At 68.1% G+C, this 24,020-nt stretch carries 25 protein-coding genes and 3 pseudogenes; 12 read left to right on the top strand and 16 right to left on the bottom strand.

Annotated elements, in window-relative coordinates:
* Positions 1–22: 22 nt before the first annotated feature.
* The gene (locus GA0074692_RS04680) at positions 23–217 is read left to right on the top strand and encodes a hypothetical protein (protein WP_091639699.1); all 195 of its coding nucleotides are present in this window, start codon (positions 23–25) and stop codon (positions 215–217) included.
* A gap of 404 nt (positions 218–621) precedes the next feature.
* On the opposite strand, the gene GA0074692_RS04670 is transcribed toward GA0074692_RS04680, so the two are convergent.
* The gene (locus GA0074692_RS04670; protein ID WP_091639695.1) at positions 622–807 is read right to left on the bottom strand and encodes a hypothetical protein; all 186 of its coding nucleotides are present in this window, start codon (positions 805–807) and stop codon (positions 622–624) included.
* Positions 808–897: 90 nt separating this feature from the next.
* On the opposite strand from GA0074692_RS04670, the gene GA0074692_RS04665 reads away from it, so the two are divergent.
* Entirely contained in the window at positions 898–1,464 is a 567-nt protein-coding gene (locus GA0074692_RS04665) for a DUF4291 domain-containing protein (protein WP_091639693.1), read from the top strand.
* A gap of 137 nt (positions 1,465–1,601) precedes the next feature.
* Here GA0074692_RS04665 and GA0074692_RS36405 read toward each other — a convergent pair whose 3' ends face one another.
* The 6 genes from GA0074692_RS36405 to GA0074692_RS04645 form a co-directional block, all read right to left on the bottom strand.
* A complete protein-coding gene (locus tag GA0074692_RS36405) occupies positions 1,602–1,733 on the bottom strand; it encodes a hypothetical protein (protein WP_281198768.1) in 132 nt (43 codons plus the stop codon).
* Between the two features lie 155 nt (positions 1,734–1,888).
* Entirely contained in the window at positions 1,889–3,007 is a 1,119-nt protein-coding gene (locus tag GA0074692_RS04660) for a sensor histidine kinase (RefSeq protein WP_281198767.1), read from the bottom strand.
* Between the two features lie 10 nt (positions 3,008–3,017).
* A complete protein-coding gene (locus GA0074692_RS04655; protein WP_091639687.1) occupies positions 3,018–3,713 on the bottom strand; it encodes a response regulator transcription factor in 696 nt (231 codons plus the stop codon).
* A 46-nt stretch (positions 3,714–3,759) separates the two neighbouring features.
* Positions 3,760–4,140 carry a VanZ family protein gene (locus GA0074692_RS35710; protein ID WP_245730159.1) on the bottom strand — a complete coding sequence of 127 codons (381 nt, stop codon included), beginning with the start codon at positions 4,138–4,140 and terminating at the stop codon, positions 3,760–3,762.
* The gene (locus GA0074692_RS35705; protein WP_245730158.1) at positions 4,089–4,463 is read right to left on the bottom strand and encodes a hypothetical protein; all 375 of its coding nucleotides are present in this window, start codon (positions 4,461–4,463) and stop codon (positions 4,089–4,091) included. The genes GA0074692_RS35710 and GA0074692_RS35705 overlap by 52 nt, the downstream gene beginning before the upstream one ends.
* Before the next feature lie 82 nt (positions 4,464–4,545).
* Positions 4,546–5,817: a serine hydrolase domain-containing protein gene (locus GA0074692_RS04645; RefSeq protein ID WP_091639684.1), complete on the bottom strand. Its 1,272-nt coding sequence runs from the start codon at positions 5,815–5,817 to the stop codon at positions 4,546–4,548.
* Between the two features lie 691 nt (positions 5,818–6,508).
* Here GA0074692_RS04645 and GA0074692_RS04640 point away from each other — a divergent pair.
* On the top strand, positions 6,509–8,290 hold the full coding sequence (locus GA0074692_RS04640; protein WP_091639682.1) for a family 43 glycosylhydrolase: 1,782 nt from the start codon (positions 6,509–6,511) through the stop codon (positions 8,288–8,290).
* Positions 8,291–8,610: 320 nt separating this feature from the next.
* Positions 8,611–8,754: pseudogene (locus GA0074692_RS35700) on the top strand (IS481 family transposase); the annotation flags it as partial.
* 115 nt (positions 8,755–8,869) lie between these two features.
* On the opposite strand, the gene GA0074692_RS04630 reads toward GA0074692_RS35700, so the two are convergent.
* The 5 genes from GA0074692_RS04630 to GA0074692_RS04615 all read right to left on the bottom strand — a co-directional run bounded on the left by GA0074692_RS04630 (position 8,870) and on the right by GA0074692_RS04615 (position 11,540).
* Positions 8,870–9,151 (bottom strand): hypothetical protein, encoded by a 282-nt coding sequence (locus GA0074692_RS04630; RefSeq protein ID WP_141725157.1) that lies wholly within the window; start codon positions 9,149–9,151, stop codon positions 8,870–8,872.
* 614 nt (positions 9,152–9,765) lie between these two features.
* Positions 9,766–10,068 (bottom strand): hypothetical protein, encoded by a 303-nt coding sequence (locus GA0074692_RS04625; protein ID WP_091639678.1) that lies wholly within the window; start codon positions 10,066–10,068, stop codon positions 9,766–9,768.
* 168 nt (positions 10,069–10,236) lie between these two features.
* Complete coding sequence (locus GA0074692_RS36400; protein ID WP_281198766.1) at positions 10,237–10,362, bottom strand: hypothetical protein; 126 nt, start codon at positions 10,360–10,362, stop codon at positions 10,237–10,239.
* 115 nt (positions 10,363–10,477) lie between these two features.
* Positions 10,478–10,828 (bottom strand): ATP-binding cassette domain-containing protein, encoded by a 351-nt coding sequence (locus tag GA0074692_RS35695; protein ID WP_091639676.1) that lies wholly within the window; start codon positions 10,826–10,828, stop codon positions 10,478–10,480.
* A gap of 220 nt (positions 10,829–11,048) precedes the next feature.
* On the bottom strand, positions 11,049–11,540 hold the full coding sequence (locus tag GA0074692_RS04615; RefSeq protein ID WP_091639673.1) for a MarR family winged helix-turn-helix transcriptional regulator: 492 nt from the start codon (positions 11,538–11,540) through the stop codon (positions 11,049–11,051).
* Between GA0074692_RS04615 and GA0074692_RS04610 the strand changes: the two genes are divergently transcribed.
* The 3 genes and pseudogenes from GA0074692_RS04610 to GA0074692_RS04595 all read left to right on the top strand — a co-directional run.
* Positions 11,535–13,139 (top strand): MFS transporter, encoded by a 1,605-nt coding sequence (locus tag GA0074692_RS04610; protein WP_141725156.1) that lies wholly within the window; start codon positions 11,535–11,537, stop codon positions 13,137–13,139. The genes GA0074692_RS04615 and GA0074692_RS04610 overlap by 6 nt on opposite strands.
* 69 nt (positions 13,140–13,208) lie before the next feature.
* Complete coding sequence (locus GA0074692_RS36665; RefSeq protein ID WP_218106549.1) at positions 13,209–14,795, top strand: SDR family NAD(P)-dependent oxidoreductase; 1,587 nt, start codon at positions 13,209–13,211, stop codon at positions 14,793–14,795.
* A 4-nt stretch (positions 14,796–14,799) separates the two neighbouring features.
* Positions 14,800–14,966, top strand: a pseudogene (locus tag GA0074692_RS04595) (helix-turn-helix domain-containing protein); the annotation flags it as partial.
* Between the two features lie 91 nt (positions 14,967–15,057).
* Here the strand turns inward: GA0074692_RS04595 and GA0074692_RS33815 are convergent.
* A complete protein-coding gene (locus tag GA0074692_RS33815) occupies positions 15,058–16,113 on the bottom strand; it encodes a hypothetical protein (protein ID WP_141725155.1) in 1,056 nt (351 codons plus the stop codon).
* Between the two features lie 338 nt (positions 16,114–16,451).
* Positions 16,452–16,620 (bottom strand): annotated as a pseudogene (locus GA0074692_RS04590) (transposase family protein); the annotation flags it as partial.
* 307 nt (positions 16,621–16,927) lie between these two features.
* On the opposite strand from GA0074692_RS04590, the gene GA0074692_RS04585 reads away from it, so the two are divergent.
* Together GA0074692_RS04585 and GA0074692_RS33810 are read left to right on the top strand one after the other, a co-directional pair.
* Positions 16,928–17,683, top strand: coding sequence for a CPBP family intramembrane glutamic endopeptidase (locus GA0074692_RS04585; protein ID WP_176738291.1), 756 nt, complete (start codon positions 16,928–16,930; stop codon positions 17,681–17,683).
* Between the two features lie 543 nt (positions 17,684–18,226).
* Positions 18,227–18,337: a transposase gene (locus GA0074692_RS33810; protein ID WP_176738290.1), complete on the top strand. Its 111-nt coding sequence runs from the start codon at positions 18,227–18,229 to the stop codon at positions 18,335–18,337.
* A 139-nt stretch (positions 18,338–18,476) separates the two neighbouring features.
* Here GA0074692_RS33810 and GA0074692_RS04580 read toward each other — a convergent pair whose 3' ends face one another.
* Positions 18,477–19,415: a hypothetical protein gene (locus GA0074692_RS04580; RefSeq protein ID WP_091639664.1), complete on the bottom strand. Its 939-nt coding sequence runs from the start codon at positions 19,413–19,415 to the stop codon at positions 18,477–18,479.
* A gap of 474 nt (positions 19,416–19,889) precedes the next feature.
* On the opposite strand from GA0074692_RS04580, the gene GA0074692_RS04575 reads away from it, so the two are divergent.
* From GA0074692_RS04575 to GA0074692_RS04565, 3 genes are all read left to right on the top strand, one after another.
* Positions 19,890–21,176: an IS701 family transposase gene (locus tag GA0074692_RS04575; protein WP_141725475.1), complete on the top strand. Its 1,287-nt coding sequence runs from the start codon at positions 19,890–19,892 to the stop codon at positions 21,174–21,176.
* Between the two features lie 88 nt (positions 21,177–21,264).
* Complete coding sequence (locus GA0074692_RS36860; protein ID WP_091639659.1) at positions 21,265–21,804, top strand: recombinase family protein; 540 nt, start codon at positions 21,265–21,267, stop codon at positions 21,802–21,804.
* A gap of 842 nt (positions 21,805–22,646) precedes the next feature.
* Positions 22,647–22,898, top strand: coding sequence for a DUF7662 domain-containing protein (locus GA0074692_RS04565; RefSeq protein WP_091639657.1), 252 nt, complete (start codon positions 22,647–22,649; stop codon positions 22,896–22,898).
* Between the two features lie 104 nt (positions 22,899–23,002).
* On the opposite strand, the gene GA0074692_RS04560 is transcribed toward GA0074692_RS04565, so the two are convergent.
* Positions 23,003–23,827, bottom strand: a complete 825-nt coding sequence (locus GA0074692_RS04560) for an ATP-grasp domain-containing protein (protein ID WP_091639655.1) — start codon at positions 23,825–23,827, stop codon at positions 23,003–23,005.
* Positions 23,828–24,020: the final 193 nt, after the last annotated feature.

Below are 24,020 nucleotides of genomic sequence, written 5' to 3'. Positions count from 1 at the left end.
CCGTCGCGCACGGAAGGAACCCATGAGAGAGCGTCTCCTGGCGGCCGACGCGGCCACGAGCGTCGCCACGGCCGCCATGATCGCGGCCGTCGCCCCCGTGACGACCCACGGCGCGCCCGCCGCCGCATGCCAGCCGGCGTACGTTGCCGGCGCAATCTACGCCGCCGGCCTCGTACAGGAACAAGAACTGGACCGTCAACTGGTGGACACAACATGAGGTGCCCAGCACCGACGGCTCCGATCCTCACAGGCCGAATTGCCAAGCGGACCGGGCTACAGGACGGGACACGCTCCCCCGTAATGGAGGAGCAGCGTCGAGCGGCTGAACTCGCGAGGCTGGAGGCGAGGTCGCCGAGACCGAGGCGAACACGATCCTGCTGCGACGCCTCTACGCGCTGGTGGGACCTGGGTGGGGGTGCCAGCAGTTCCAGTTTCTTGTCCGCGACGGGTGTCCGGCTGACCGGCGTAGCTTCGTCGCCGGTCCGCCGGAGACGATCGACCGGTTGGTCAAGTTGGTGACCGCGGCTCAGCGGATCGAGCCTCAGGTTCGCCAGTTCACGCCGATCGGTTTTACCAGCGTCGGCTGGTGAACGGCGGCAGCGGACGTGGGACGTTGGCCGGTCAGGTGGACGGGTCGAGCAGCAGGGCGGTGACGCTGGCGGTGGTGGCCAGGGCGGCGAGGACGGCGCTGGTGGCCACGAACCGGCCCAGCGGGACCGCGACCCCGGCGGCCCGGCAGCGCTCGTACCAGATCAGCGTGGCCAGCGACGCCCACGTGGCCGGCACCAACTTCAGACGGGTCGGCACCGAATGACTGCGACCAATATGTTCGAACCGGCCCGGGTCGGTGAGAAATAGGTTCGCGAGACGAGTGGAGCGGATGGCAGGGTGCGGCGCATGGCACCCCAGTACCAGATCCGCGCCGACTACGATGCGCAGACCATCGTGGTCTACCAGGCGTACTCGCCTGCCATCGCCGACGCGGCGCTGCGAGCGGGCCGCTTCGTTGCGCCTTTCTCCTTCCACAGGATGACATGGATCAAGCCCTCCTTCCTGTGGCTGATGCACCGCAGCAACTGGGCCCGCAAGCCCGGTCAGGAGCGTGTTCTTGCCGTGCGGATGACCCGGCAGGGCTGGGAAGAAGCGCTGTCCCAGGCGGTGCTCACGACGGCCGACCCGGCGACCGTGGCCGAGGCAGCCGTACATGTCCAGTGGGATCCGGAACGCTCGCCGCGCGGCGCGGCCCTGAACCACTACAGCATCCAGGTCGGCATCGGCCGCCGTCTGATCCGCACGTTCACCGACGACTGGATCGTCAGCCTCACCGACCTGACGCCCCAGGTTCGCAAGGCCGCGGCACTGACACAAACCGGGCATGCCGCCAAGGCCCAGCGGCTGTTTCCCGCAGAGCGCGTCTACACACTGCCACGGGCACTGGAAGGTCTTCTTTCCCCGGGTAGATGACAGCCGACTGTCCGACGATCGAGGCGTTCACGGACTGCGGGGCGGCCGACTCGCCGGGCGGCCCTGCGTACCCGGCGAGGGCGGCCGGTGGGGTGAACGGTCGCCAGTCGAGTCGGCCGCCCCGCAGAAATCGCAGTTCACGCACCGGTTGCTCCCGCCAGTTGCGGGAAGAGCGCTCGTGCTCGTCGCCGGTCCGGGGTGAGGAACAGTCCGTCGACGGTGACCAGGGCGGTGCCTGGAGCGGCTGCGGTGGTGATCGAGCCGGTCACCTGAATTGTGCGGTCCCGAGTGGTGGTGACGCGGGCCGTGACGAGGAGAGGGATGGTCAGCCGGACGCGGTCGAGGACGGCGAGTTGGGTGGCGGAGCATCGGCACCGGGCCGTTGCGGCTGCCAGACCGAACGAGGAACCGTTCGGGAAGGGTGCTACGACGTTCCGGGAAGCCGGACCGTGACGAGGAGACCTCCGTTGGGGCTGGGGACGAGGTCGAGGGTCCCGGCGTGGGCGCGGACGATGCTGTGCACGATGGCGAGGCCGAGGCCGACGCCGGCGTGTTCGTCGGTGCGTACGCGTTCCGTTCCGCGCTGGAAGGGTTCGGTGAATGTCGGTACCAGTTCGGGTGGGAGCCGACGACCCGTGTTCTCGATCCGCAGCACGCTCGTGTCGCCGTGCGCCTCGGTGTGAACCGTCACGGAGCCGCCAGCGGGGAGGTTGTGGACGATGGCGTTCTGGACGAGGTTCGTCACCATCCGCAGCAGGAGTTCGGCGGAGCCGCTGGTTCGGGCCGCCCCGCCGGAGACGTCCAGCGTGATCCGACGCCGTTCAGCGAGGGAAAGCAGCGTTTCGGCGGCTTCTTCGGCGACGAGGGAGAGGTCGACGCTGTCGCGGGTGAAGTTTCCGCGGCCGCCGCGGCTGAGCAGCAGGAGGGCCTCGGTGAGGTCGATTGCCCGCTGGTTGACGGTGTGCAGTCGTTCGATGAGTTCGGCCCGCCCCTGTGTGGGGTCCTTGCGGGCGACGTCGAGGAGCGTCCGCGAGATCGCGAGCGGGGTGCGCAGTTCGTGGGAGGCGTTGGCGGCGAACCTCTGCTGCTCGGCGACGTGGGACTCGAGTTGTTCGAGCATCGAGTCGAACGCGTCGGAGAGCTCACGAAATTCGTCCCTGCGGCCCTCCAGACGGATCCGGTGGGACAGTGATCCGCCTGCGGCCACGCATGTGGCACTGGTGATGCGGGTCAGCGGCGCGAGCATCCGGCCGGCGAGGATCCATCCGCCCAGCAGGCCGAAGACCAGCAGAAAGGCCAGCACCGCGACTGCTCTCGGGGCGAAAGCGCGGAGCAGGTCGGAGCGATTCGGTACGAACATCACGGGGACGGGGACGGGGACGGGGAGGCGGGAGCGGTTGGGTGCTGGTGCGGGCATCTGGGGGTTGTCGATCACCTCGGGTACGTAACGCAGCAGGAACACCCACACGGTGACGAGGAGCAAGCCACCTGCCAGCATGACGAACCCGGCATAGCTGAGGGTCAGTTTGAGGCGGACGCTCAAACCGGGCTCCCTATTCACGGTCCTCTCCCTCACGCCCGGTGCCGGGTGCGGTGTCGATGCGGTAGCCGACGCCGGGCACCGTGGCGATGATCCATGGTTCGCCGAGCCGTTTGCGCAGTGCGGAGACGGTGATGCGCACGGCGTTGGTGAAGGGGTTGGCGTTCTCGTCCCAGGCCCGTTCCAGCAGCTCTTCGGCGCTGACGACTCCGCCCTCGGCGGCGACGAGGACTTCCAGCACCGCGAACTGCTTGCGGGTGAGCGCGACGTGGCGTCCGTCGCGGAAGACCTCCCGGCGGAACGGATCGAGCCGCAGGCCCGCGATCTCGCGGACCGGGGGCCGGGCGTACCCACGTCTGCGGTCGAGCGCCCTCAGCCGCAGGACGAGCTCCCGCAGGTCGAACGGTTTGGTGAGGTAGTCGTCGGCGCCCAGCTCGAACCCGGAGGCCTTGTCGTCGATCCGGTCGGCAGCGGTCAGCATGAGGATGGGGGTGCCGCTGCCGGAGGCGACGATGCGCCGCGCGACCTCGTCGCCGGAGGGGCCGGGAATGTCGCGGTCGAGGACCGCAAGGTCGTAGGAGTTGACGCTGAGCAGTTCCAGGGCGGAGTCGCCATCGGAGGCGATGTCGGCGGCGATCGCTTCCAGCCGCAGGCCATCCCGGATAGCTTCGGCCAGGTAGGGCTCGTCCTCCACGATCAGTACGCGCATGCCGGAACCCTATGACCGCGCTGGTATTTCATGCTGGACACACGGCTCAGCCTGCCGGTGCCGGCGCGGGGCGAGGCCGGTCCGACGGCGCCTCCGCCGTAGTGCGCCACCAGTGGCGCGACGCCAGCGCGGCCAGCACGGCGCCGGTGGCGTTGACCAGTACGTCATCCACGGAGGACACCCGGTCCAGCCGCAGGACGTACTGTGCGGTTTCGACCAGGACCGAGCAGCCCGCCCCGAGCGCCAGGATCCGCGGCACCGACGCCAGCGCCGCGAACCGCATCGGGGCGAAGAACCCCAGCGCCGCGAAGATCAGCAGGTTGCCGCCGATCCCGACCGGCCCCATCGTGACCAGGTCCCGCAGCGGCATCAGGCTCACCCGGCCGGGGACGATGCCCGCCCCGGACCCGGCATCAAGGTCATCCACACGAACGGCACCGTCCCGTAGACCATGCCCACCTCGGCCAGCGACATCCGCCACGCCGAGGTGACGCCGGCAGCACGCCGAAGGCGCGCCAGAGCCCACACCACCAGAGCCGCCAACGGCAGCCCCACCAGCATCATGAGCACCACACCGTTGAACGTGTCGTAGCAGCCGTGCCACCGCCCGGCCATGCACCTCGGCACGGACATCATGAGCGGCCGCCGCACGGCGAACGCCGCGCTCGCCAGCCCGACGACAGCCAGGCTGGCGAGCACGATCCGGCCCGTACGGCGGGACGGTGCGGACGGGAATGCGCTGTGGTTCATGCCCCCATCAAAGCCGGAGGGCCGTTGCGGTGGCGTATGCGATTTTCCATACGTCCGCGATACACACAGTGCCCGGCGCCACTCAGCCACCACCCCCGCCGCCGGGTGGGCCGACTGGCCCGCCGGTGACGGCCTCAGCCTCCCGCAGGCAGATGTCCAGCATCGGCACGCCGTCGTGGTTGCTGAGGACGACGCCGACCCAACCGGTGTCCGGGTAGATGCTCCAGTTGGCGCCGATGCCACCGCCCCCGCCGCCGCGCCCGATCACCCACTGACCGTTGACGATGCTGACCGGCATCGTGTACGCCTCGTACGATGTGGGCTCCGGGCCGGGGAGCTTGGGGCCGGCGAACAGGTCGGCGTAGGGCCGGTCGAGCACCGTGCCGTCGCGCAGCGCTTCCGCGAACCGGACCAGGTCCGGCGCGGTGGCGAAACCGTCACCCGAGGCGTAACCGATGAAGCTGCGGCCCGGATTCCTGCCTCGTATGTTCGGATCCAGGCTGCCCTTGTCCAGGTTGCGGACGGCGTCCACGAGGCTGCCGTCGGCTTGCCGCATGTACGGATGCGCGATGTGCTCGTCGGTGAGCCACTGCTCCCTGGTGTAGAACGCCGAGCCGCTCATGCCGGAGCGCTCGAAGACATGCTCGTGCACGTAGTCCCAGAACGTCACGCCGGACACGGCCTCCACGATCTGCGCGGCCATGGCCAGGCCGACGCCGCCGCCGGGACGGTGGCCATTGGACCTCGTGCCGGGAACCCCCACCAGCGTCGCCTGCCGGGCCCACTGCTCGTTGTACTCGTGCACCTCCTCCCGGCTGTGGAAGACGCGTTGCCAGTCCGGCATCGGGGCGTCCAGCCCGGAGGTGCTGGTGAGCAGGTGGTGGATGGTCACCTGCTCGGCGATCTCTCTGGCGAAGCCCGTCAGGTGGGTGCCCACCTTGTCCGACAGCGTCACCCTGCCCTGCTGCACCAACTGCAGGACGGCCACCGACAGGAAGGGCTGGCTCCCCGAGGAAAGGTTGAACGCGACGCCCTCGTGGTTGCGGATCCTCTTCTCCTGGTCGGCCATGCCGTAGCTGCGCGACAGCACCGTCCGGCCCCGGTACGACAGCAGCACCACGCCGGAGAACTTGCCCTCGGCGGCCAGCCGCGCCACATACCGGTCGTAGGCTCCGCCGGGCCGGGTCTCCGGCGGGATCCGGTCGCGCCCGGACGAGCCGGTGGGGGCTGAGTCGGCGTGGCCGATCCTGGCGCCTACCAGCGGCCCGCCCGCCGCCACCATACCGGCGGCGGCCACCCCGCCCCATGTGACCAGCCGCCGCCGGTCGATACCACGTGCGGTGTCCGAATCCATGATCACGCTCCTTTCCCGGTCGACGAATCGTGCGCTGACAGTGATGCGTTCGGCTCCACTCCTGCACCTAAGACGCACGACCGTTGCGGTGGCATATGCGTTTTTCGATACGCCCGCGATACAGCAACATGTCCTCCTGGCGCTCGCCTTCGCCATCAGCACATGGACCTTCGCCGACCCACACGGAAGGGAACTGCGTGAAACAAGTTGCGGCGCCCGCCACCTCACCAGACCTGCGGCGGATGCTTCTCGCATACACGGTCAGCACCGTCGACACGCTGCTCGGCAGCGGCGTCGTCTGATGGATCGCCATCACGGAGGTCGGTGTCAGCGGCGGGTAGCCGGAGCGAGGACGGATCCAGCACGCGATGTTGCACAGTCTGGATCGGCCGCAGATACCGCAACCGCGTGTCTCCTCGCCAGCCGGCCGCGAGGCGGACAGCGAGCACCCCAGCCGCTCGGACCGAGGTCAGGCACGTCGCCGTGCTGCCGACATTCACCCTGCCCCGCATCCCTGTTCCTCATCTGACAGGACCATGGGGACACCCCACCCGTGAACGACAGGCGCTGGTACGGGCCTCTGTGCGCAGCAAGCCATTGACATCAACTCGGGTGGCCTCCACGATACTGGCCTAGGCCGGTATTTGGTCGCGCCGCGGACAACGACGGCCGACCCCGAAGGGAGCCCGCCATGCGTATCCCGCCCATCCGCCGCAGCCAAGCCAACGCGGCCTCGCTCGCAGTGCTTGCCACCCTCGCTCTGGTCGTTCCGGCCGCGCCGGTCGTGGCAGGCCCGAGCGCCGTCACCGCCGTAGCCGAAGGCCCCAGAAAGCTCATCGCCCAAGGGTTCGCAGACCCGGACGTGGTCCGCATCGGCCAGACCTGGTACGCCTATGCCACCAACGACTTCAGGCACCTCCCGGTGGCCAGCGCGCCTACCATCGACGGGCCGTGGCAGGTCCTCGGTGACGCGATGCCGGGCGGGCCCGGCAGCTGGGCCGTCGCCGGCAGGACCTGGGCTCCCGACGTGCAGCCCAACCCTGACGGCAGTCTGACCCTCACCTACACGGCCCAGGACGCCGCCTCTGGTCGTCAGTGCATCGGCGTCGCGATCGCGACCTCGCCGCTCGGGGGGTTCGTGCCCTACGGATCGGGGCCGCTCATCTGCCCCCTCAGCCAGGGCGGCGCGATCGATGCGAACACCTTCGTCGCACGGAACGGAACGCGCTACCTCACCTGGAAGAACGACGGCAACGCCATCAACCGGCCGTCCACGCTCTGGGTCAGCCAGGTCACCAACAACGGCACCACCCTGGTCGGTTCGACGACCGCGATGCTGACCGTTGCGGCAGGTCAGATCATCGAGGCGCCGGACCTGGTCCAGCGTGACGACAAGATGGTGCTGTTCTACTCCGGTGGGTCCTTCGCCAGCTGCGGCTACTACACGTCGTACGCCACGGCGCCGGCGGTCACCGGCCCCTGGACACCGGCGCCGCAGGCCTTCATGACCCAGGCCAACACGGGACTCTGTGGTCCAGGCGGCGCGGACGTCGTGACGGCCCAGGATGGGCTGGGCGGCGGCGACAAGGTCGTGATGCACGCCGCGGTCGCGGACGGCAGCAGGCACATGTACTCGATCAACCTCCGCTGGGTCAACGGCCTACCGGTTCAGGGCGGCAGCCGGAAATCCTCGCTCGACGGCAACGGCCGCGCCGAGATCGCCCTGATCCAGACCGACGGCCAGATCAAGGCCTGGCACAACTACAAGGGCTTCGACACCATGCCGTACGGCGCCGCCGCGGTCATCGGGACCTCCTTCACCGACCCGGCCAGGGTGCGCTTCGCCGACCTCGACGACGACGGAAAGTCCGAGCTGATCCAGATCCAGGCGGACGGCCAGATCAGGGCCTGGCACAACGACCTCGGCTTCGCCACCTCGCCATACGGGAACTCCGTCGTCATCGCGACCGGATTCACCGACCCGGCCCGGGTACGCTTCGCCGACCTCGACAACGACGGAAAGTCCGAGCTGATCCAGATCCAGGCGGACGGCCAGATCAGGGCCTGGCACAACGACCTCGGCTTCGCCACCTTGCCATACGGGAACTCCGTCGTCATCGCGACCGGATTCACCGACCCGGCCCGGACCGTGTTCACCGACCTGGACGACGACGGCCGGTCCGAGATCGCCCTGATCCAGACCGACGGCCAGATCAAGGCATGGCACAACGACCTCGGCTTCGCCACCTCGCCATACGGCTACACCGTCACCCTCGCGACCGGATTCACCGACCCCGCGAGGGTACGCTTCATGGATCTCAACGACGACGGCCGCGCCGAAATCGCGCTGATCCAAACCGACGGCCAGATCAAGGCCTGGCACAACTACAAGGGCTTCGACACCATGCCCTACGGCGCCGCCCAGATCATCGCGACCGACTTCCTCGACCCGGCCCGCACGATCTTCATCTGATCCGGGCTCGGGTGACCAGCACCGCAGGTAGGTCCTTCCGCGCGCCGGGTCCGCAGCTGTGCAGCTACCACTCCGCGGTGGGGGCGGCGAGGTGGTCGGCTCACACGGAGGCGCGGCCGGCATGACGGTGACGCGTCGGGTCGCAGCCGACACCACGGAGCTAGTTGTACTGCCCAGGGAGGTTGGTTGAGGTGGTATGACGACACGGTCTGAATCTGCTGGATGACGAAGGCCTCCGGTTGTGGAGTGGAGCTGTCTAGGAACCGCTCCGCCAACCAGGAGGCCTTCGTCATCCACCCTAACGCCGCGTTGACCCTCCCCGTGCACGTCCTCGTCTCGCGCGTCTGGTCGGCCGGCTCGGCATGGCCGCCTCGACGGTGCACGCCGTGTGGACCCGCTGCCGGGCGAACCGGCTGTCCCACATCGACCAGCGAACCGGCGATCCCATTCGCCGCTACGAACACGACCAGTTGAGGCGGTCCACAACCTTTGCTCGGTTTGTTTGAGACCGAGCTATGCCCGCGCCGCCCGGTGGGGCGGCGCGACGGCCAGAGCCCGTCGCGGAAGCCGCAGCCCGGGTTAGAACGGCTGGGTGCCGCCGCTGGCGCGAAGTTCGCCCTCGCTCTTCACATCGATGATGTAGGCCATACCGTCCGAGCCCTTGCAGCGGGTCGACGAGCCCTGCCGGTTGGTGAGGCCACCCTCGCACTGAAGGGTCACATCCTTACCGAGGTCGCGCTTGACCGCGGTGGACCCATCCTTCTGTAGCTGCTCGTTGGACCAATTACCCTCGTGTCCGCCACCACAGCCGGCAAGGACGAAGGCCATGGTGACGGCGAGGACCACGCGGGATGTTCTCATAACAGCTCCTCTGGACGGGCGGCTGACCTTACCTGTCAGGTCCGACACGACCGTGCGCCTCGAACCCCGCATCAGGACAACCCACCAGACACCACTGCTCGCCGCCGACGGTGGACCGGTGACGACCGGAGTCGGCATTGTGGTCGACGCGTATCCCTCCCTGGACACCTGGCCGCAACGCGCCCACCTGGTGCGGGCAGTCTCCGGCCACCACGGTCCAGTGGTCACACCAGTGATGGCAGCCATCCTCGACATCCCCGACGACGCAGGCGGATCGGACGACCCCGACATGGCACGGGAAGTCCGAGCCATCGCGCTGACGCCAAGATCCTCGCGCTACGCCCCCAGATCATCCGAGAAGCCCTCGCCGACGGGCAGTTGGCCCTCCAGACGTTGAGGATCTTGTCGCCGTTCTGCGCAGCACCGATCTTCTCGTAGAAGCGCTCCGCCTGCCGTTGTCACGATCGGTTGTCCACTCGATCCGACTGCAGTTCGTAGTCGCCACGCCCAGTCAGGATCCCCGCTCGCCGCCCTCGGCACCAGCCCAGACGAACTCCCTCGCAGTTGGAAGGAGGATCGCCACGAGGAGGCGACAGCGGCCATTCGCTGCGGAGTCACTCGCCGGCGAGGTCGCGATGGATCGCGGCGATGGCACCGACGACTGCCAGGGTCGCCCAGCCGGCGAAGATCAGCAGGTGGAGGCGGTCGCCGGCGCTGGCTTGGAGGAAAGCGGTGAACGGCCACGGCTTCTCCAACGTACTGATCAGTCCTTCGATGATGATGAACCAGGCGCCGGACGAGAGGAACAGCCACGTCGGGCGGCGGAGGATCGTTGCGGTGGCAGTGGCGAAGATGGCCATCAGCGGCACGACGACCAGCGCGTCCCGATAGTGCTCGACGTGGCCCTTCCCGAGCACGGTCGCTCAGGGCGGCGAAAGCCACGGTCACGATCACGCCTGCGATGAGCTGAGCGACGAGTGCCAGCACCCGGTTGGGGCGGCCCAGGTGGAGCAGTACGGCGGTCTGGTGCTGGTAGTGCTGAGCTGTCTGCATGGTGGCGAGGCCGAAAGCGCGAACGAGGGCGATCACCGGGTCGTCGCCAGGCTGAGAAAGACCTGCTCGAGGTTGGGGGTGTCGACGGTCAGCTCGTAGAGGGATACCTGCACGTCGAGAGCGATCTCGCCAGCGTCCTCGGCGGAGAGTCCGGTCACCTCCAGGGTGTGCCCGTCGGTGCTGACGTGGCCGCCGGCCCGCTCGTACGCCTGCCCGAGACGCCCTGGATCCCGACTGCGGATTCGTAGCGCGGTGGTCGCATAGCCGTACAGGTCAGCCGACGTACGCGATCAGCTCCTCGACCCTGGCGTAGCTCGCGTCGGTGAGGATCGCATGGCTGATGAGATGTGCTCGGCCGGTCTGGCCCGGATGGCTGATGCCTTGTTCGAGGACCGCTCCGACCTGCCGGAGCGGTTCGGGAAGGTCGCGGTATCGCCTGCCGTTGATCAGTTCGGTGCCCGATGTCGGGCGGATCAGGCCGAGCAGCATCCGCAGGCATGTCGTCTTGCCTGAGCCGTTGAGCCCGAGGAAACCGGTGACCCGGCCGGCTGCGGCAGTGAAGGTAGCTCCGTCGACGGCCGTTACCGACCCGTACCACTTCGTGAGTGTTCTAACTTCGATCATCAGCGAGTTCGTCCGTTATTCAACATGAGCTACACCGTTTCCTGTCTGCGACCTGGGCGGTTCGTCTCTGCGACCTGGAAAGGTCGTCGCCGGACGCGACCAAGGACTCGCTGATGTCACAACTTTGCCGGCTGTCGGCCCAACGCCGACCGCCTCGACAGCCCGCCAACGCCACTCTCGCGGATCCTCGCTGGCCGTGGAGATCTTCCGGTGTGGTCTGCTACGGGCTCAGGGCCTGACTCCTCGTCTCGGGTGATCGCTCGGAGGTGAGGCGTCCGAGGAGTTCGACGAGCTGGGCGAGATCCTCGGTCGACCAGTCCTGTGTGCGGGCGTAGAACTCCTTGCCGCGCTCCTCGATCGTCGCCGCGACCCGTTCCTGGCCTTGGGGACTGAGCTGGATGATGATGCTGCGCCGGTCGTCCGGGGCCGGTGAGCTGTCCAGCAGGCCGAGTGATCGCATCTTGCCGATCAGGGTGCTGGTGGAACTGCGGTCCATGCCGACGGCCTCGGCGACCTCGCTGGGTCGTGCTGGGCCGAAGGCGTAGAGCCAGCGCGCGATGTGAAACGCGGCTGGTTGCAGCTGCGGGTGGAAGTGCGCGGCGCTGCGTTCGCTCAGCGCCCGGGTCGCGCTGATGAGGGCGTTGATCCGCTCACCGAGGGCCAGTTCGATCCGGTGTCGGCGCTCGTCCCCGGACGACGAGATGGTTTGCATATCCCCACTATATCAGGCTACGGTGATGGGCATCAGCAAACTACTTCGAGGGAGATGCTGGTGACCACGGACATCGCCCGGACAACCAGAGCCAGTGGTCTGCCGTTGCTGGCCGTGACGCTCGGAGCGTTGATGCCGGGACTGGCCACGACGATCCTGGCGGTCGCGAACGGCGCCATCGCGACGGACCTCGGTGTGGGACTGGGCGACCTGCAGTGGATCACCAGCGCCTACCTGCTCGGCCTGACCGGTTCCTTGGTGTTGGCCGGCAAGCTCGGTGACCGGTTCGGGCGACGTCGGGTCTTCCTGCTCGGTATCGGCGGCTTTGGCTTGACATCGTTGCTCATCGGGTTGTCAACGCCGGTCGTCCTGATCGTCGCACTTCGCGTCGCGCAGGGTGTGTTCGGTGGGTTCCTCACCACCAATGCGCTGTCGTTGCTCCGCGTCAGCGTGACCGAAGAACGACTGCCCTCAGCGATCGGAATCTTCAACTCCGTACAGGGCCTGTCCATCGCTGCTGGTCCGGTCCTGGGAGGAGTGATCGTCCAGGCGCTCGGCTGGCGCTGGACAATGTTCATCAACGTTCCGATCGCGGTTCTCTGCCTGGTCTTCGGCGCTGCCGCACTCCGAGAGGTCCGCCTCCGTACGGCGGAACGGTTCGACCTCGCCGGCACCGTTTCGCTGGTCGTCACGCTGACCGCGCTGGTCTACGCCCTTATCGACGCACCGAGATCCGGATGGACGGCCACCTCCACAGTCGCGCTGTTCGTGGTCGCCGCAGTGGCCCTCGTCGCGTTCCTCCTGATCGAGACGCGCGCCTCGGATCCGCTCGTACCGCTCTCGCTGTTCCGGAACCGTTCGTTTGCGGCCGGCGCGGTGTTGAGCGTTCTCGCGTTCTTCGCGCTCAACGGCGGGCTGTTCGTCGTTTCCCTGTTCTGGCTACAGATCCAGCACCTGTCAGCAACCATGGTCGGTGTACGGCTGCTCCCGCTTGGCCTGGCCATGCTGGCCGGGGCGATCCTCTCCGGCCGCATCATCACCCGCATCGGTGACCGGTGGACCCTCGTCATCGGCTGTCTACTCGTGGCAGCCGGCCTGACCAGCAGTTCGTTCGCCCGCCCGGACGGCGGTTACCCACAACTCGCCGTCGGCCTCACCCTGATCGGCATCGGGCTCGGCCTGCTGGTCACCGCCACCGTCAACGCGACCGTCGGCACCGCACCCGTCAACCTCGCCGGTCCTGCAGCGGGTGCGCAGCAAACCGCCAGCCGCCTCGGGGCCACTCTCGGAGTCGCCGTGCTCGGCGGGTTCATGGCCGTCGCCACCAGCGCACACTTCAGCGATCTTCTCGACCACTCGGGCCTACCCGCCGCGCTGACCGGGCCGATCAAACGATTCGGCAGCACCGCCGTCGCTGGTGGCGTGGCGCCGATCCCCGACGGAGCCACACCCCACCTCGCCGCCACCCTGACCGACTACACGAACGTGTCCTTCCTCGCCGGCATGCACACGACCATGCTCGCCGGGGCCGTCATCGCCGCTGCTGGCGCACTCGTGGCCCTGGCGGTCCGGCGAAGCGCCCCATCAACGGGACGCTGACACCGTCACAGCCGACCACAACTTTCGTCACCGCATAAGCCAGCGCCGACAACCGGGAACAGGACTGTCATGGAACCCACGATCGTCATCACCGGCGCCACCAGCGGACTCGGCCGCCTGGCCGCCATCACACTCGCCCAACAGGGCGCCCGCATCATCATCACCGCCCGCAGCCGGGAAAAGGCGGAACAGACCTGCCAGGAGATCGGCACGGACCGCGTGGACGCATTCCTCGGCGACTTCACCCGGCTCGACGACGTCCGGCGCATCGGCAACGAGATCGCCGGCCGCTACGACCACATCGACGTCCTCGTCAACAACGCCGGCCTCCACGCCTTCCAGCCGCGCACCACCCCCGACGGCCACCCCGAGATGGTCGCCGTCAACTACCTCGCGCCCTGGCTGCTGACCCACACATTGCTGCCCGCACTTCACCGGGCCCCTGCCGCCAGGATCGTCAACGTCGTCTCGCCGGCACCACCATCACCGCGAACTGCCTCAACCCCGGCTTCAACACCACCGGCCTCGGCCGCGAGCTCCGCTTCGCCGGCGCCCTCGAAGAAGTTCTCACCCGGCTCGGGATCGGTGACCCTGCGCGCGGCGCCGGCCTCATCGTCACCCTTGCCACCGACTCCCGCTTCACCGGACACACCGGCGGCTACTACACCGTCCGCGGAGCCCGCCAGATCAACCCCACACCACCCGGAAACGACCCGAGCCTGCAAGCCGAACTCTGGCATGAGACCCACCGACTCCTCGAACCCGAAGCCAGGTAGACCTCCGCGACGATGCGCGGGCTCCACCGCGCGTCACCTCACCCCACTTCCGCCAGAACCTGAAGGGCACGATGGGATCCGCGTACCTAGTCAACTTCCGACCGCACGCCGCAGCCTCAAGATCAGCGGCCGGCGGTGGCACCCGCCGACCAGGAGTAGCGGCGTGATCAGGAACAAGACCGCCAGGCATCCGACAAAGCCCAGGCAAAAGCGAAAGCAGTGGCGACGAATCCTCCTGGGGCCCATGCTCGCGATCGCCGTGGCCACTCCGGCCGCGGTCCTTGGCAGCGGAGCGTGGGTGGGCGCCCGCGCCGACGGCCACATCTACAGAATCGACGACGTACCTGACGCGCCGGTCGTACTCGTCCTCGGCGCGCGAGTCGACCCGGACGGCACCCCGTCCAGCTTCCTCGCCGCCCGCCTCGAACTCGCCCGGCAGCTCTACGAGAACGGCACCGCGCGGGCGATCCTCGTCTCCGGGGACCAAGGCTCCAGGGCAGGCTACGACGAGCCGGGCGCCATGCGCCGCTGGCTGGTGGAGCGAGGCGTGCCGAACCACAAGATTGTCCAGGACCACGCCGGATACGACACCTACGACTCGTGCATACGAGCGCGACAGGTCTTCGGCGTCGAGCACATGATCGTGGTCACCCAGTCGTTCCACATCGAACGGGCGGTCGCCCTGTGCCGCGAGGCGGGCATCGACACGACCGGGGTCGGCGACAACACCGTCCGCCACCAGCAACTCGCCTGGCTGCGCGGCGCCATCCGGGAGCGGGCCGCAAACATCAAGGCCGTCGCCGACATCATCACCGGACGCGATCCGAGCTTCCTGGGCCCGCGCCAGACCGGCATCGACGACGCAATGACAACCCCCTAAGCCGGGCCGGCAGTGGTCTCTCGACCTCGCCGACCGGGTGCTGCTGGTGGCCGCGTACTGGCGCACGAACCTGACCCATGCGCCAGATCGGCCCGCTGTTCGGGGTGTCGCACTCCGCCGCGCATCGGGTCATCGACACCGTCGGCCCCCTGCTCGCCCTGACGCCGGGGCGCCGATGTCGAGTCGACCAGCTCACCATCGTCGACGAACGGGCGGCAGCACCCCGACGCCGAGCCCCTCCCCTTCGTAGTCGAGCGTGCGTCTACCGCATGATCGCGCTGATGACAGCCGGCGCGACGACTCCGAACAGCAACGGGATCAGGCAGCCGACGACCGCGCTTCCACGCACCCTCGTCCTCTCGAACAGCCCTGCTCTGCGCGATCGACGCGCCTCATCCGCGACTCGCATGCCCGGCACGGCAGAACCGCCCTGTCGGTCCAGTTGCTCGCCCACCAGCGCGGCGAGGTCCTCGATCCACTCCCAAAATGCGGGAGTTGTGTTCGGCAGCGCCCGACGGGCGATGAAGAAGACCCGGCCGTCGACGATCTCGACGTCGCAGTTCCCCGCGAGCTCGACGAGCGTCTCCTGCACCTCGGGGGTGAGCAGCCTCCGGACGGCGTCGTCATCCTGCGGTGCGCAGTGAACCTGGAAATGCGCGTCGAACGAGCCGCCTATCACCAACGGCCGCTGCGACGGCGGCACCGTCCACGCGCACGACGGGATATCTCGCGCGGCGGTCACCAGCGTCATCGGCGGCAACGCTGTCCGCACCGTGAACATGACGTAGCAGGCCGTGTGCGGCATGCGCGTCCGTGCCGTCCATGTGTCGTAGGCGTAGTTCGCGACCTCGAACGGACGATGCGCAGTCGCCGTCACCAGATCGCCCGCGACACGCGACGATCCGACGCGGAACAAGGCCGCCGGTCGGACCGGATCCTTCTCGATGGCTGTGTAGGACATCCCATTCGCCTCGGTGAAGCGCCTCAGCCGGTACCAGCCGACCTCCGCGGCCCGACGCCCCCGGACGACACCCCGGATCTGCATCACGGCGAGCGGCACCACCATGAGACCTGCGATCACCACCGTCGTGGCATCGGCGCCGGGCGCCCCGAACATGAGCTGCACCATTAGCACGTACAGGGCGGCCAGCACCCCCGCACCGACCACAAGTACGGCAGCCTGGAACACGATCCGACTTCCGGCCGCGGCCTCGCCGAAACGTCCACCTTCGTGACGTATCAGATCGCGACCCTCCGCACGGGCGAGCGCAGGATCGACGGGGACGCGAAGCGCGACGTCATCGAAGCGCGACGTCATCGGACCACCTCCGCCACGGGTCCACGGCAAGGTCCGTCGAGCTGCGTCAGCGATCCGGCTGCCGTGACCCTCCTTCGACCAACGGCATCTGCACGGTGACCTGCCGCCCCGCCTGCTTGAAATCGCCGATCCACACGTCCGGCTTCGACTCCGCCACCGTGGGGCACGAGTTCAGCGTCCCAGTCGGTGCTAACCGTTTGGTGAACCATGTGACTCCTATTTCGCCTGAGGCATGAGCACTCCCAGCATGCCTGTACGGCGCTAGAACCCGCGCACATCGCGTGAGCTGCTCAAGCGCGGCCCAGACGAGCGTCCGGCGCAGTCCGCGACGACCTCGCGTACGCGAGCCGGCCGATGCGCCGTGTGGCCGCGTTCAGATCCTCGGCGTGCAGCCGCGAGTAGGCCGGTGGCTTCTCGGGCGTACCGCCAAGCGGTCGTGACGCTGACTGCGAAGCCGCAGGCCAGACGGGTGACGGTGTCACCGTTACGGAGATGGGCCAGCGCGAGCGCAGACGGGTGAGACAACACAGCGAGGCTCCCGGTTGGGGCATCGGACGCTTCTATAGGTGTGCCGGTTCCGGGAGGGACTGGTGCCGGTGATCTTGGTCGGCTGCTGTCTTACCGGGCACCTCGCCCTACGTCGATCCCCGCACCACCGTGCCACCCGTGACCAGCGCCGTCACGATGAGAAGGCCTCAGTACTTGTGATCGTGGCGCAATGTGGCGTCGTGATTCTGGTGCTCAAGAGGCCGCCTGGTTAGAACAGCCATCGTCGCGATGCCCCACAGAGACGTGCCTGCCATATGGTCTGCGGGTGCGTGGACGAATCGAGCATTGGGCACGTCGGACGCCGATCGGGGTCGCTGCCGGATTGACGCTGGCATGGCACGTCGTGTTGTTCGCCCTGGCAGATCTCGTCGGGGGCTTGTCCGCCTCCTGGTTCCCGGATCTGGGTCCCGCGCTGGTCAACGCCGGCACCGCAGCCGGGGTCCTCGTGCTGGCCGCCTGGATGGGTTGGTGGCGCCGTGCCGCTCTGGGCTGGCGGAGCCCTGATCGCTCGTGGTGGTGGTGCCTGCCGATCGTGGCCGTCATCTTGTCGTACACGGCCCCGGGCCTCACCGGTTCGGTCACCGTGTTGATCAGTACTGCCGTGACCATGCTGGCCGTCGGTGTCGCCGAGGAGTCTCTCAGCCGTGGGGTCAACCAGCATGTGCTCGCCCGCCTCGGTCCGACGCGCGCTGCTGTCTGGGTGGGTGTGCTGTTCGGACTCGGCCACGCCTTGAGCGCCCTGTGGTTCGGACGTCCTTGGGACGACACGGTCGCACAGGTGATCAGCACCACCGCGTACGGATTCGGGCTAGCGGCGATGCGCTGGCATCTCGGCACGATCTGGCCACTGGTCGTGCTGCACGCGTCAGACAATTTCGTGCAGCTCCGCAGCCCGGGCGCAGCCCCGCTGTGGTGGCAGGCGGTGATCGCTCTGCTGTTCGTCGTGTACGGCTGGTGGCTGATTCGACGTCTGCCCGAACGGCTGAGCCTGCCGGTGTCGAGCGACCTCGACCCACGGTAGGGGTCTCCCCGGCTACGGCTACCACGGATTCGTCACCAGTCGGTGATCGGCGAGCGCGTCGAAACGCTGATTGGCACCGCCGACGTGGACGACATCGGCGCGTTACGCATGTGGCCCTCGACCCGACGGCGCCGCGACTGGCTCACTCCACTGCGGTCATCGGCCCAGGCAGCGCAGCGAGCCTGAGTCTTGTCGGTTCCACGTGCAAGTTGACCCCGTGGCAGGACGGGCCCGGGCGGGCGTCCGGATCTTTCGATGAGCGGATGCGGTCATCCGTCCACCGGCAGAACCATGAAGTGACCGACTTGTAACCAGGGCTCTGGGTTCGCTCGTGAAGTGACTGCTGCCTGTGGGTTGGCTCCAAGAGGGGTGTGTGACCCGGTCTGGCGCCGGCCGCGGTCTGACTCAACAGAGGCGTGAAGGTGTAGGGGACTGCAAGTCGGTCCGAGGTTCCCCCGGTAGCTCGGAGGCTTTCGATCATGCTCTGCTGGCGCTGAGGGAAGTCATCCGTGGCAGCACCGAAGAAGTACCCCAATGAGCTGCGTGAAACGTGCAGTGCGCCTGTACCGGGACCCGGATCCGAAGCCGGTGATCCGGCAGTTGGCACGGCAGCTCGGCGTGCATCACGAGGCGTTGCGCAACTGGATCCGCTAGAACGAGGCCGACCGGGGCCAGCGTGACAACCGGCCGACCACCTCGGAGCTGGAGGAGTTGCGCAGGCTACGACCACGAGACCGCCTTCTCAACACTTTCTGAGGCGTATCCGGGATCGCTGTCCGCGGCCGAAGGCGGCTCACCGCGGGCTGGTCGGCGATGGGCAGGCGCTCCCGGCGTAGGCAAAGAGGGAGTCAGCCACACCCACTCTGATCGATCTGCGCCGAAACATCGAATCTGCGTTCACGATCGGGGCCGAGGCCAGCGGGTCCGGGTACACCGGGCAAGCGTTGATGCGGTCGAGTAGCCACGCCCGTTGCCCGCTCGGGCCGGTGCCGGGGCTGAAGGACAGGCTCAGGGCGGTAGTGCCGATGTATCGCGGCACCGGGGCCTCCCCTGGTGTCCGGGTCAGGCAGGACGGGGTCGTCTCGACCACCCGGACGTCGATCACCGTGCCGCCGCCCGACGTGGCGCTCACCCGCACCGTCGAACGTTGCGGGCGCACCTCGATGCGCTGCGGGTCGTCCCAGAAGCCCACCGGTGGCCCGGAAGCTTCCGGCGTGGGCGTGGGCGTGGCGGTCGGCAGCACCGCCTGGCAGGACCGGACCGCCCGATTCGCCGCGCGGAGAGCGGCGGCGTGGTCGTCGTCCCGGTGCAGCGCGCTGAGGTACGGCCCGACATCCCCGCCGGGAACCTGGGCGCCGAGAAGGACGAACAGCCGGTCCAGGTAGGCGTCGACCAACGCCGGGCCCGGGCGAACCTCGTCAGCCGGTATCGAGAGCAGGTGTCGCAGCCCCACCGGACAACGGCTGGCGAAGGTCGGCATGTTGATCACCATGGCTGCGGCGGAAACCGGGTCGTTGCACGCCCGTTCGAACAGGGCCCGCTCGTCCTGGCGCCGCTGCTGCTCCAGCGAATCGGACCGCCGTTCGATGTACCAGGTGGCCGTCGATGCCAGAAGGAGGAGGGCCGCCGTAAGCATGGCGGTGACCGGGCGGGCGGGCCGGCCGAGCGGCCGATCGCCGCGGGGACCGGGCGGGGCGTCTTCGGCGTCTGCGGTGCGGCCTGCGTCATCCATGCCCCGGCACCCCCTCACGACTGCGCCCAGAATAGCCGGGGCCCGCGACCCGGGCCGCTGCCCAGCGAGTCCCGGCCATCCTCGTCGGATCTCACAGAGTGACGCCGACGCCGTCTCCAGCGGCAGCCAGACGCAACGGTCGACGACCAGCAGTTGATCTGGACGAACACCAGCCCGGGCCGGCGGACCCAGCCGGACCCGCCAAACGGACAGGATCCTCGTCGCACGAGCACCCACCGAGCACCGCAGAATGAAGGGGCCTGACCCGCGCTTCCGCGAGTCAGGCCCCTTTGTTGCTTGCGCGCCCGAAGGGACTCGAACCCCTAATACGGCAGCCGCCGTTTGAGATTCCGCTGGTAGAGCGGGGTGGACGCGAGGCGGCCACCGCGTGATCGTCTGTATGTTGTGGACATAACTTCAGATTCGGCGGTGGCCGCGTGCCACAGCGTAAACCCTGGTGGGTGGGAGCGGGTTCTGGCCGGGGTGCTCGCCTCGTTCGCGGGCCGGTTCGGGCGGGTCGAGCCGCGTCGGACGGCGGCGGCGTTCGTGACCGGGCTGCTGTCGGATATCGAGGTCAAGACGTGTTGGCAGTTGGCGGAGCAGGCCGGACACGCCCGCCCGGATGCGATGCAGCGGCTGCTGTTCCGGGCGGTGTGGGACGCCGAGGCCGTCCGTGACGACCTGCGCCAGGTGATCGTCGGCCGGTTCGGCGCCCCGGAGGCGGTCCTGGTCGTCGACGAGACCGGTGATCTGAAGAAAGGCGTGCACACCGTCGGAGTGCAACGCCAGTACACCGGCACCGCCGGCAGGATCGAAAACGCGCAGGTCGGGGTGTTCCTCGGCTACGCCGGCCGGGACGGGCACACCCTGATCGACCGCAGGGTCTACCTGCCGGTGTCGTGGACCGAGGACCGGGGCCGCTGCCAGGCCGCCGGTGTCCCGGACGAGATCGGGTTCGCCACGAAGTCCGAGTTGGCCGCCGAGATGATCACCGCAGCCGTTGACGCCGGCGTGCCGGTGGCGTGGGCCGCAGCGGACGAGGCGTACGGCAACAGCAGCGTCTTCCGCAACCGGCTGCGCGGACAACGGCTGGGCTACGTCTTGGCCGTGTCCCGCAGCCATCTGGTGCCGCTCGACGGTGGCAAGGTCAAGGCTCGTGCCGACCGGATCGCCGCCGAACTACCCGCCTCGGCGTGGCAGCGCCGCAGCGCTGGGGCCGGGTCGAAAGGGCCCCGCTACTACGACTGGGCCTGGCTCGATCAGGTCACCACGGACGCCGACCCCGACGACGGTGGCCGGCACAGCCTCCTGATCAGGCGCAACACTTCCACCGGAGAGTTGGCCTTCTACCGGTGTTGGACACCACAGCCGGCCACCCTCGCGCAGCTCGTGCGGGTGGCAGGGATCCGCTGGACCGTCGAGGAAGCCTTCCAGGCCGCCAAGAGTCAGGTCGGTCTGGACCAGCACCAGGTCCGCCGCTGGGACTCCTGGCACCGCTTCACCATCCTCGCTCTGGCCGCCCTCGCCGTCCTGGCGATCTGCGCCGCCGACACCGCAGGCAAAGCCGACGACGACCCGGGGCGCACCGGGCTGATCAAGCTCACGGTCAACGAAGTCCGCCGTCTGATCAACGCCTTCATCATCCGCCCGATCAGCGACCTCGCCCACCGTTTGCGCTGGTCACAATTCCGGCGCCGCCATCAAGCCCGAGCCCGACGATCCCACTACACGCGACGCCTCAACCCCGGATTCCAGCCATGATCCCGAACGGCGGCTGCCGTACTAACCTTCTGATTCCGTAGTCAGATGCCCCAACAGCAAGGGACCTCTCAACAACCGGCGGTCCAACGTGCCCTGCTCAACGAGTGGCCAGTGCCCAACGCACTGGCCACTTCTCTTTGCCCAGCAGAACGACCGGCACACGGCCAACTCTCGGAGGACATCCACCAATGGCAGCCCACCAATCCGCTACGGCACTGGCTACGGACTCTTCGCCATCGCCGAAGGACTGACCGCCAACCACGTCCCGTGCCCCTCAGCACACGACCGCGCCCGCAACCCACACCGCAGCGGCATCGCCTGGTCCAAGAGCGCCATCCGCGTAATCCTCACCAACCCCCGCTACACCGGACGGCAAGTCTGGAACAAACAACGCACCGACGAGGTACTCCTCGACGTCGACGACGTCGCCCTCGGCCACACCGGCGTCATGCGCTGGAACAAACGCGACAAGTGGATCACCTCCAAAGAGATCGTCCACCCACCCCTCATCGACGACACCACCTTCGAACAGGCACAGACCCTCCTCGGCCAACGCGCGCGACGAGAATCCGGCAACCAACGGCTCCGACGCGCCCGCAACCCGTACATGTTCCGCGGACTCGTCTAATGCGCCGCCTGCCAACGCCGCATGCAGGGCCAACACAACCACGGCGACGCCTACTACCGCTGCCGGTTCCCCCAGGAATACGCCCTCGCCAACAACGTCGACCACCCCCGCAACGTCTACCTACGCGAAGACGCCCTCATCGCACCACTCGACACCTGGCTCGCCACCGCCTTCACCGGTCGCCTGGCTCGGTATGACTTGCTCCCCTGCCGTAGGGATGTTCGGGAGTGTTGTAGCCGGGCCGGGTGGCACCGGCGGACAACTGATAGCGCCTCTGTTTGTCAAGCGGTCGCTGGGTGCACTTCCTTTCGATCTCCCTCAGGATCCGTCGGCAGGGATCAGGGGGCACGGTCCAGTCGACCATCAATGGCCGGGTTTCCGCTGGCAAGGGCCTTGAACCTGTCGGGACGGCCGGATTTGACCCGACGACCCCTTGTTACCAACCGTAGCCATCCAAAGCTTGTCATCAATCGCCACAAGTAAGCATTTACCTGCACAGACATGCTCGGACAGCAACCACCTCTTGTCACTGCTAGTCACTGTCGGGCCAGGGTTTTCGGGGGGTAAACGGGGGCCGCCGTCATGGCGTTTCCAACCGCCACCCGCACCGCTCCCCCGCCAGCGCCCCGTCAACGACATGACCAACTTGCTCGCACCGGGAAGGGCCCCGGCGGTCAACCGCGGCCCGACTGCTGCCGGAACCCTCCATCAACACGCCGGCCACAAGCAGCCGATGTGAGCCCGCGCGCTCTCGGCTGCCAGGGGCTACAGTCAGGCCGACGTCGTCGTGAACCCCTACGCAACAGGCGCGAACCACGTCGACGAGCCGGGAGAGCTTCGCTATGGCGAAGTACGACCCCCTGACCGACTTCCTGAAGCGGCACGAACGAGGCGAGATCCGGATGTCGTTCCAGCGGCTGGAGGAAGTTCTCGGCGCACGCTTGCCGCCGAGCGCCCGGTACGACAGGACATGGTGGGGCAACACCTCCCACCGGACACGCGTCCAAGCACACGCGTGGCTGAACGCCGGATGGAACGTCGAAACGGTCGACCTGACGCGCGAGCTGGTGACCTTCACCCGAGGCCGGTCGTAGCACTCGCCCTAACCGGCCCAGACGTCCCCACCGGCCGATGAGCGCGAGTCCGAGAGGTTGCCCGTTTCTCTGGGTGCCGACATTGGCCGCGATGGGAGGGGCGGCTATCCGGCGGTGGTGGGAGGTCGGGTGAACGCTTGGTCGTGGGGTGTCAGGCGGTGGCGTGGTCCGGCGGCGCGGAGCACCACGTCAAGGACCTGGTCGGGGTTGGCGGCGTAGCTGGTGCTGAACCAGGCCATGTTCGCCTCCACCACGGCCCAGTGTTCGTCGCCCCGGTCGGCGTCGCTGGCGAGGCCGACGTCGACGACGACCGCGCTGGGCAAGCTGTCCGCGCAGGCGCCGAGCAGGCTGGCGGCGAAGTCGAGCACAGCGGTCCGGTGCGCGCAGGCGTCGAGGGGAGCCGGGTCGAGCCGGCCGTTGACGGCGTAGCGGCTGGCGGCGTGCACCACGCCGTCGAGGACGAACAGCCGGTACTCCACCAGGAACGTCACGATCTCGCTGACCAGCACCGGAGTGTCGGCGGGGTAGCGCTCGTTACCGGGCAGGCGGGAGCCGTCGGCATAGACACCAGCCGGCAAAGTCTTGTCCCGGGGCTGCTTGACGAACATCGGCGTACGGGACCAGCGCGCCTCGCCGAGAGTGGTCAGGATGATGTCGCGATGGGTGTACTCGTACGGCAACCGCGCCAGCCAGTCGTCAGCCGGTTCGAGCAGCGCCAGGTCGAGATCCTCAGCGACCGCACCAGCGAAGCTGGGCCCGCCGTAGAGGTGCCCACCCACGGCATGCCGCAGCCGGGCCGGCACGACCGGACTGGACAGGTGCTCCACCGCCAAGCCTCGTCGCCAGGCCGCCTCGGCATGCAGTTCGGCGGTCCGGTCAAGGCGTGGGGGCACCACCAGGAAATCGGCGACGGGGACAGCGATGGTCATGACCCACGATTCTGGTGATCCGCCCACCCTGCCGTCGCCCGATTATCCCCGCCGCAGCAGACCACCGACCCGAGCGCAACAGGGCGACACGCGCCTCCAATACCTCTAATACAGGCCCGGATGTGCAGGTTGGCCATCACAACGACCATTGCGGCACCCTCCGGTGCCGCCGCGATCCAGACAGACCCGGAGT

It is taken from the genome of Micromonospora pallida, from assembly GCF_900090325.1.
GTDB lineage: Bacteria > Actinomycetota > Actinomycetes > Mycobacteriales > Micromonosporaceae > Micromonospora > Micromonospora pallida.
The sequence above is the reverse complement of the archived record's forward strand: the minus strand, read 5'-3'. Positions and strand labels throughout refer to the sequence as shown.

What these genes read in the sequence shown, in the direction of transcription:
- GA0074692_RS04580 (WP_091639664.1), bottom strand. Translation starts at nt 19,415, where the DNA reads ATGGATGACGCAGGCCGCACCGCAGACGCCGAAGACGCCCCGCCCGGT.
- GA0074692_RS04680 (WP_091639699.1), top strand. Translation starts at nt 23, where the DNA reads ATGAGAGAGCGTCTCCTGGCGGCCGACGCGGCCACGAGCGTCGCCACG.
- GA0074692_RS04645 (WP_091639684.1), bottom strand. Translation starts at nt 5,817, where the DNA reads ATGGATTCGGACACCGCACGTGGTATCGACCGGCGGCGGCTGGTCACA.
- GA0074692_RS04560 (WP_091639655.1), bottom strand. Translation starts at nt 23,827, where the DNA reads ATGACCATCGCTGTCCCCGTCGCCGATTTCCTGGTGGTGCCCCCACGC.
- GA0074692_RS04565 (WP_091639657.1), top strand. Translation starts at nt 22,647, where the DNA reads ATGGCGAAGTACGACCCCCTGACCGACTTCCTGAAGCGGCACGAACGA.
- GA0074692_RS04655 (WP_091639687.1), bottom strand. Translation starts at nt 3,713, where the DNA reads ATGCGCGTACTGATCGTGGAGGACGAGCCCTACCTGGCCGAAGCTATC.
- GA0074692_RS04630 (WP_141725157.1), bottom strand. Translation starts at nt 9,151, where the DNA reads ATGAGAACATCCCGCGTGGTCCTCGCCGTCACCATGGCCTTCGTCCTT.
- GA0074692_RS04665 (WP_091639693.1), top strand. Translation starts at nt 898, where the DNA reads ATGGCACCCCAGTACCAGATCCGCGCCGACTACGATGCGCAGACCATC.
- GA0074692_RS04640 (WP_091639682.1), top strand. Translation starts at nt 6,509, where the DNA reads ATGCGTATCCCGCCCATCCGCCGCAGCCAAGCCAACGCGGCCTCGCTC.
- GA0074692_RS35705 (WP_245730158.1), bottom strand. Translation starts at nt 4,463, where the DNA reads ATGAACCACAGCGCATTCCCGTCCGCACCGTCCCGCCGTACGGGCCGG.
- GA0074692_RS04615 (WP_091639673.1), bottom strand. Translation starts at nt 11,540, where the DNA reads ATGCAAACCATCTCGTCGTCCGGGGACGAGCGCCGACACCGGATCGAA.
- GA0074692_RS36665 (WP_218106549.1), top strand. Translation starts at nt 13,209, where the DNA reads ATGGAACCCACGATCGTCATCACCGGCGCCACCAGCGGACTCGGCCGC.
- GA0074692_RS33815 (WP_141725155.1), bottom strand. Translation starts at nt 16,113, where the DNA reads ATGACGTCGCGCTTCGATGACGTCGCGCTTCGCGTCCCCGTCGATCCT.
- GA0074692_RS35695 (WP_091639676.1), bottom strand. Translation starts at nt 10,828, where the DNA reads ATGATCGAAGTTAGAACACTCACGAAGTGGTACGGGTCGGTAACGGCC.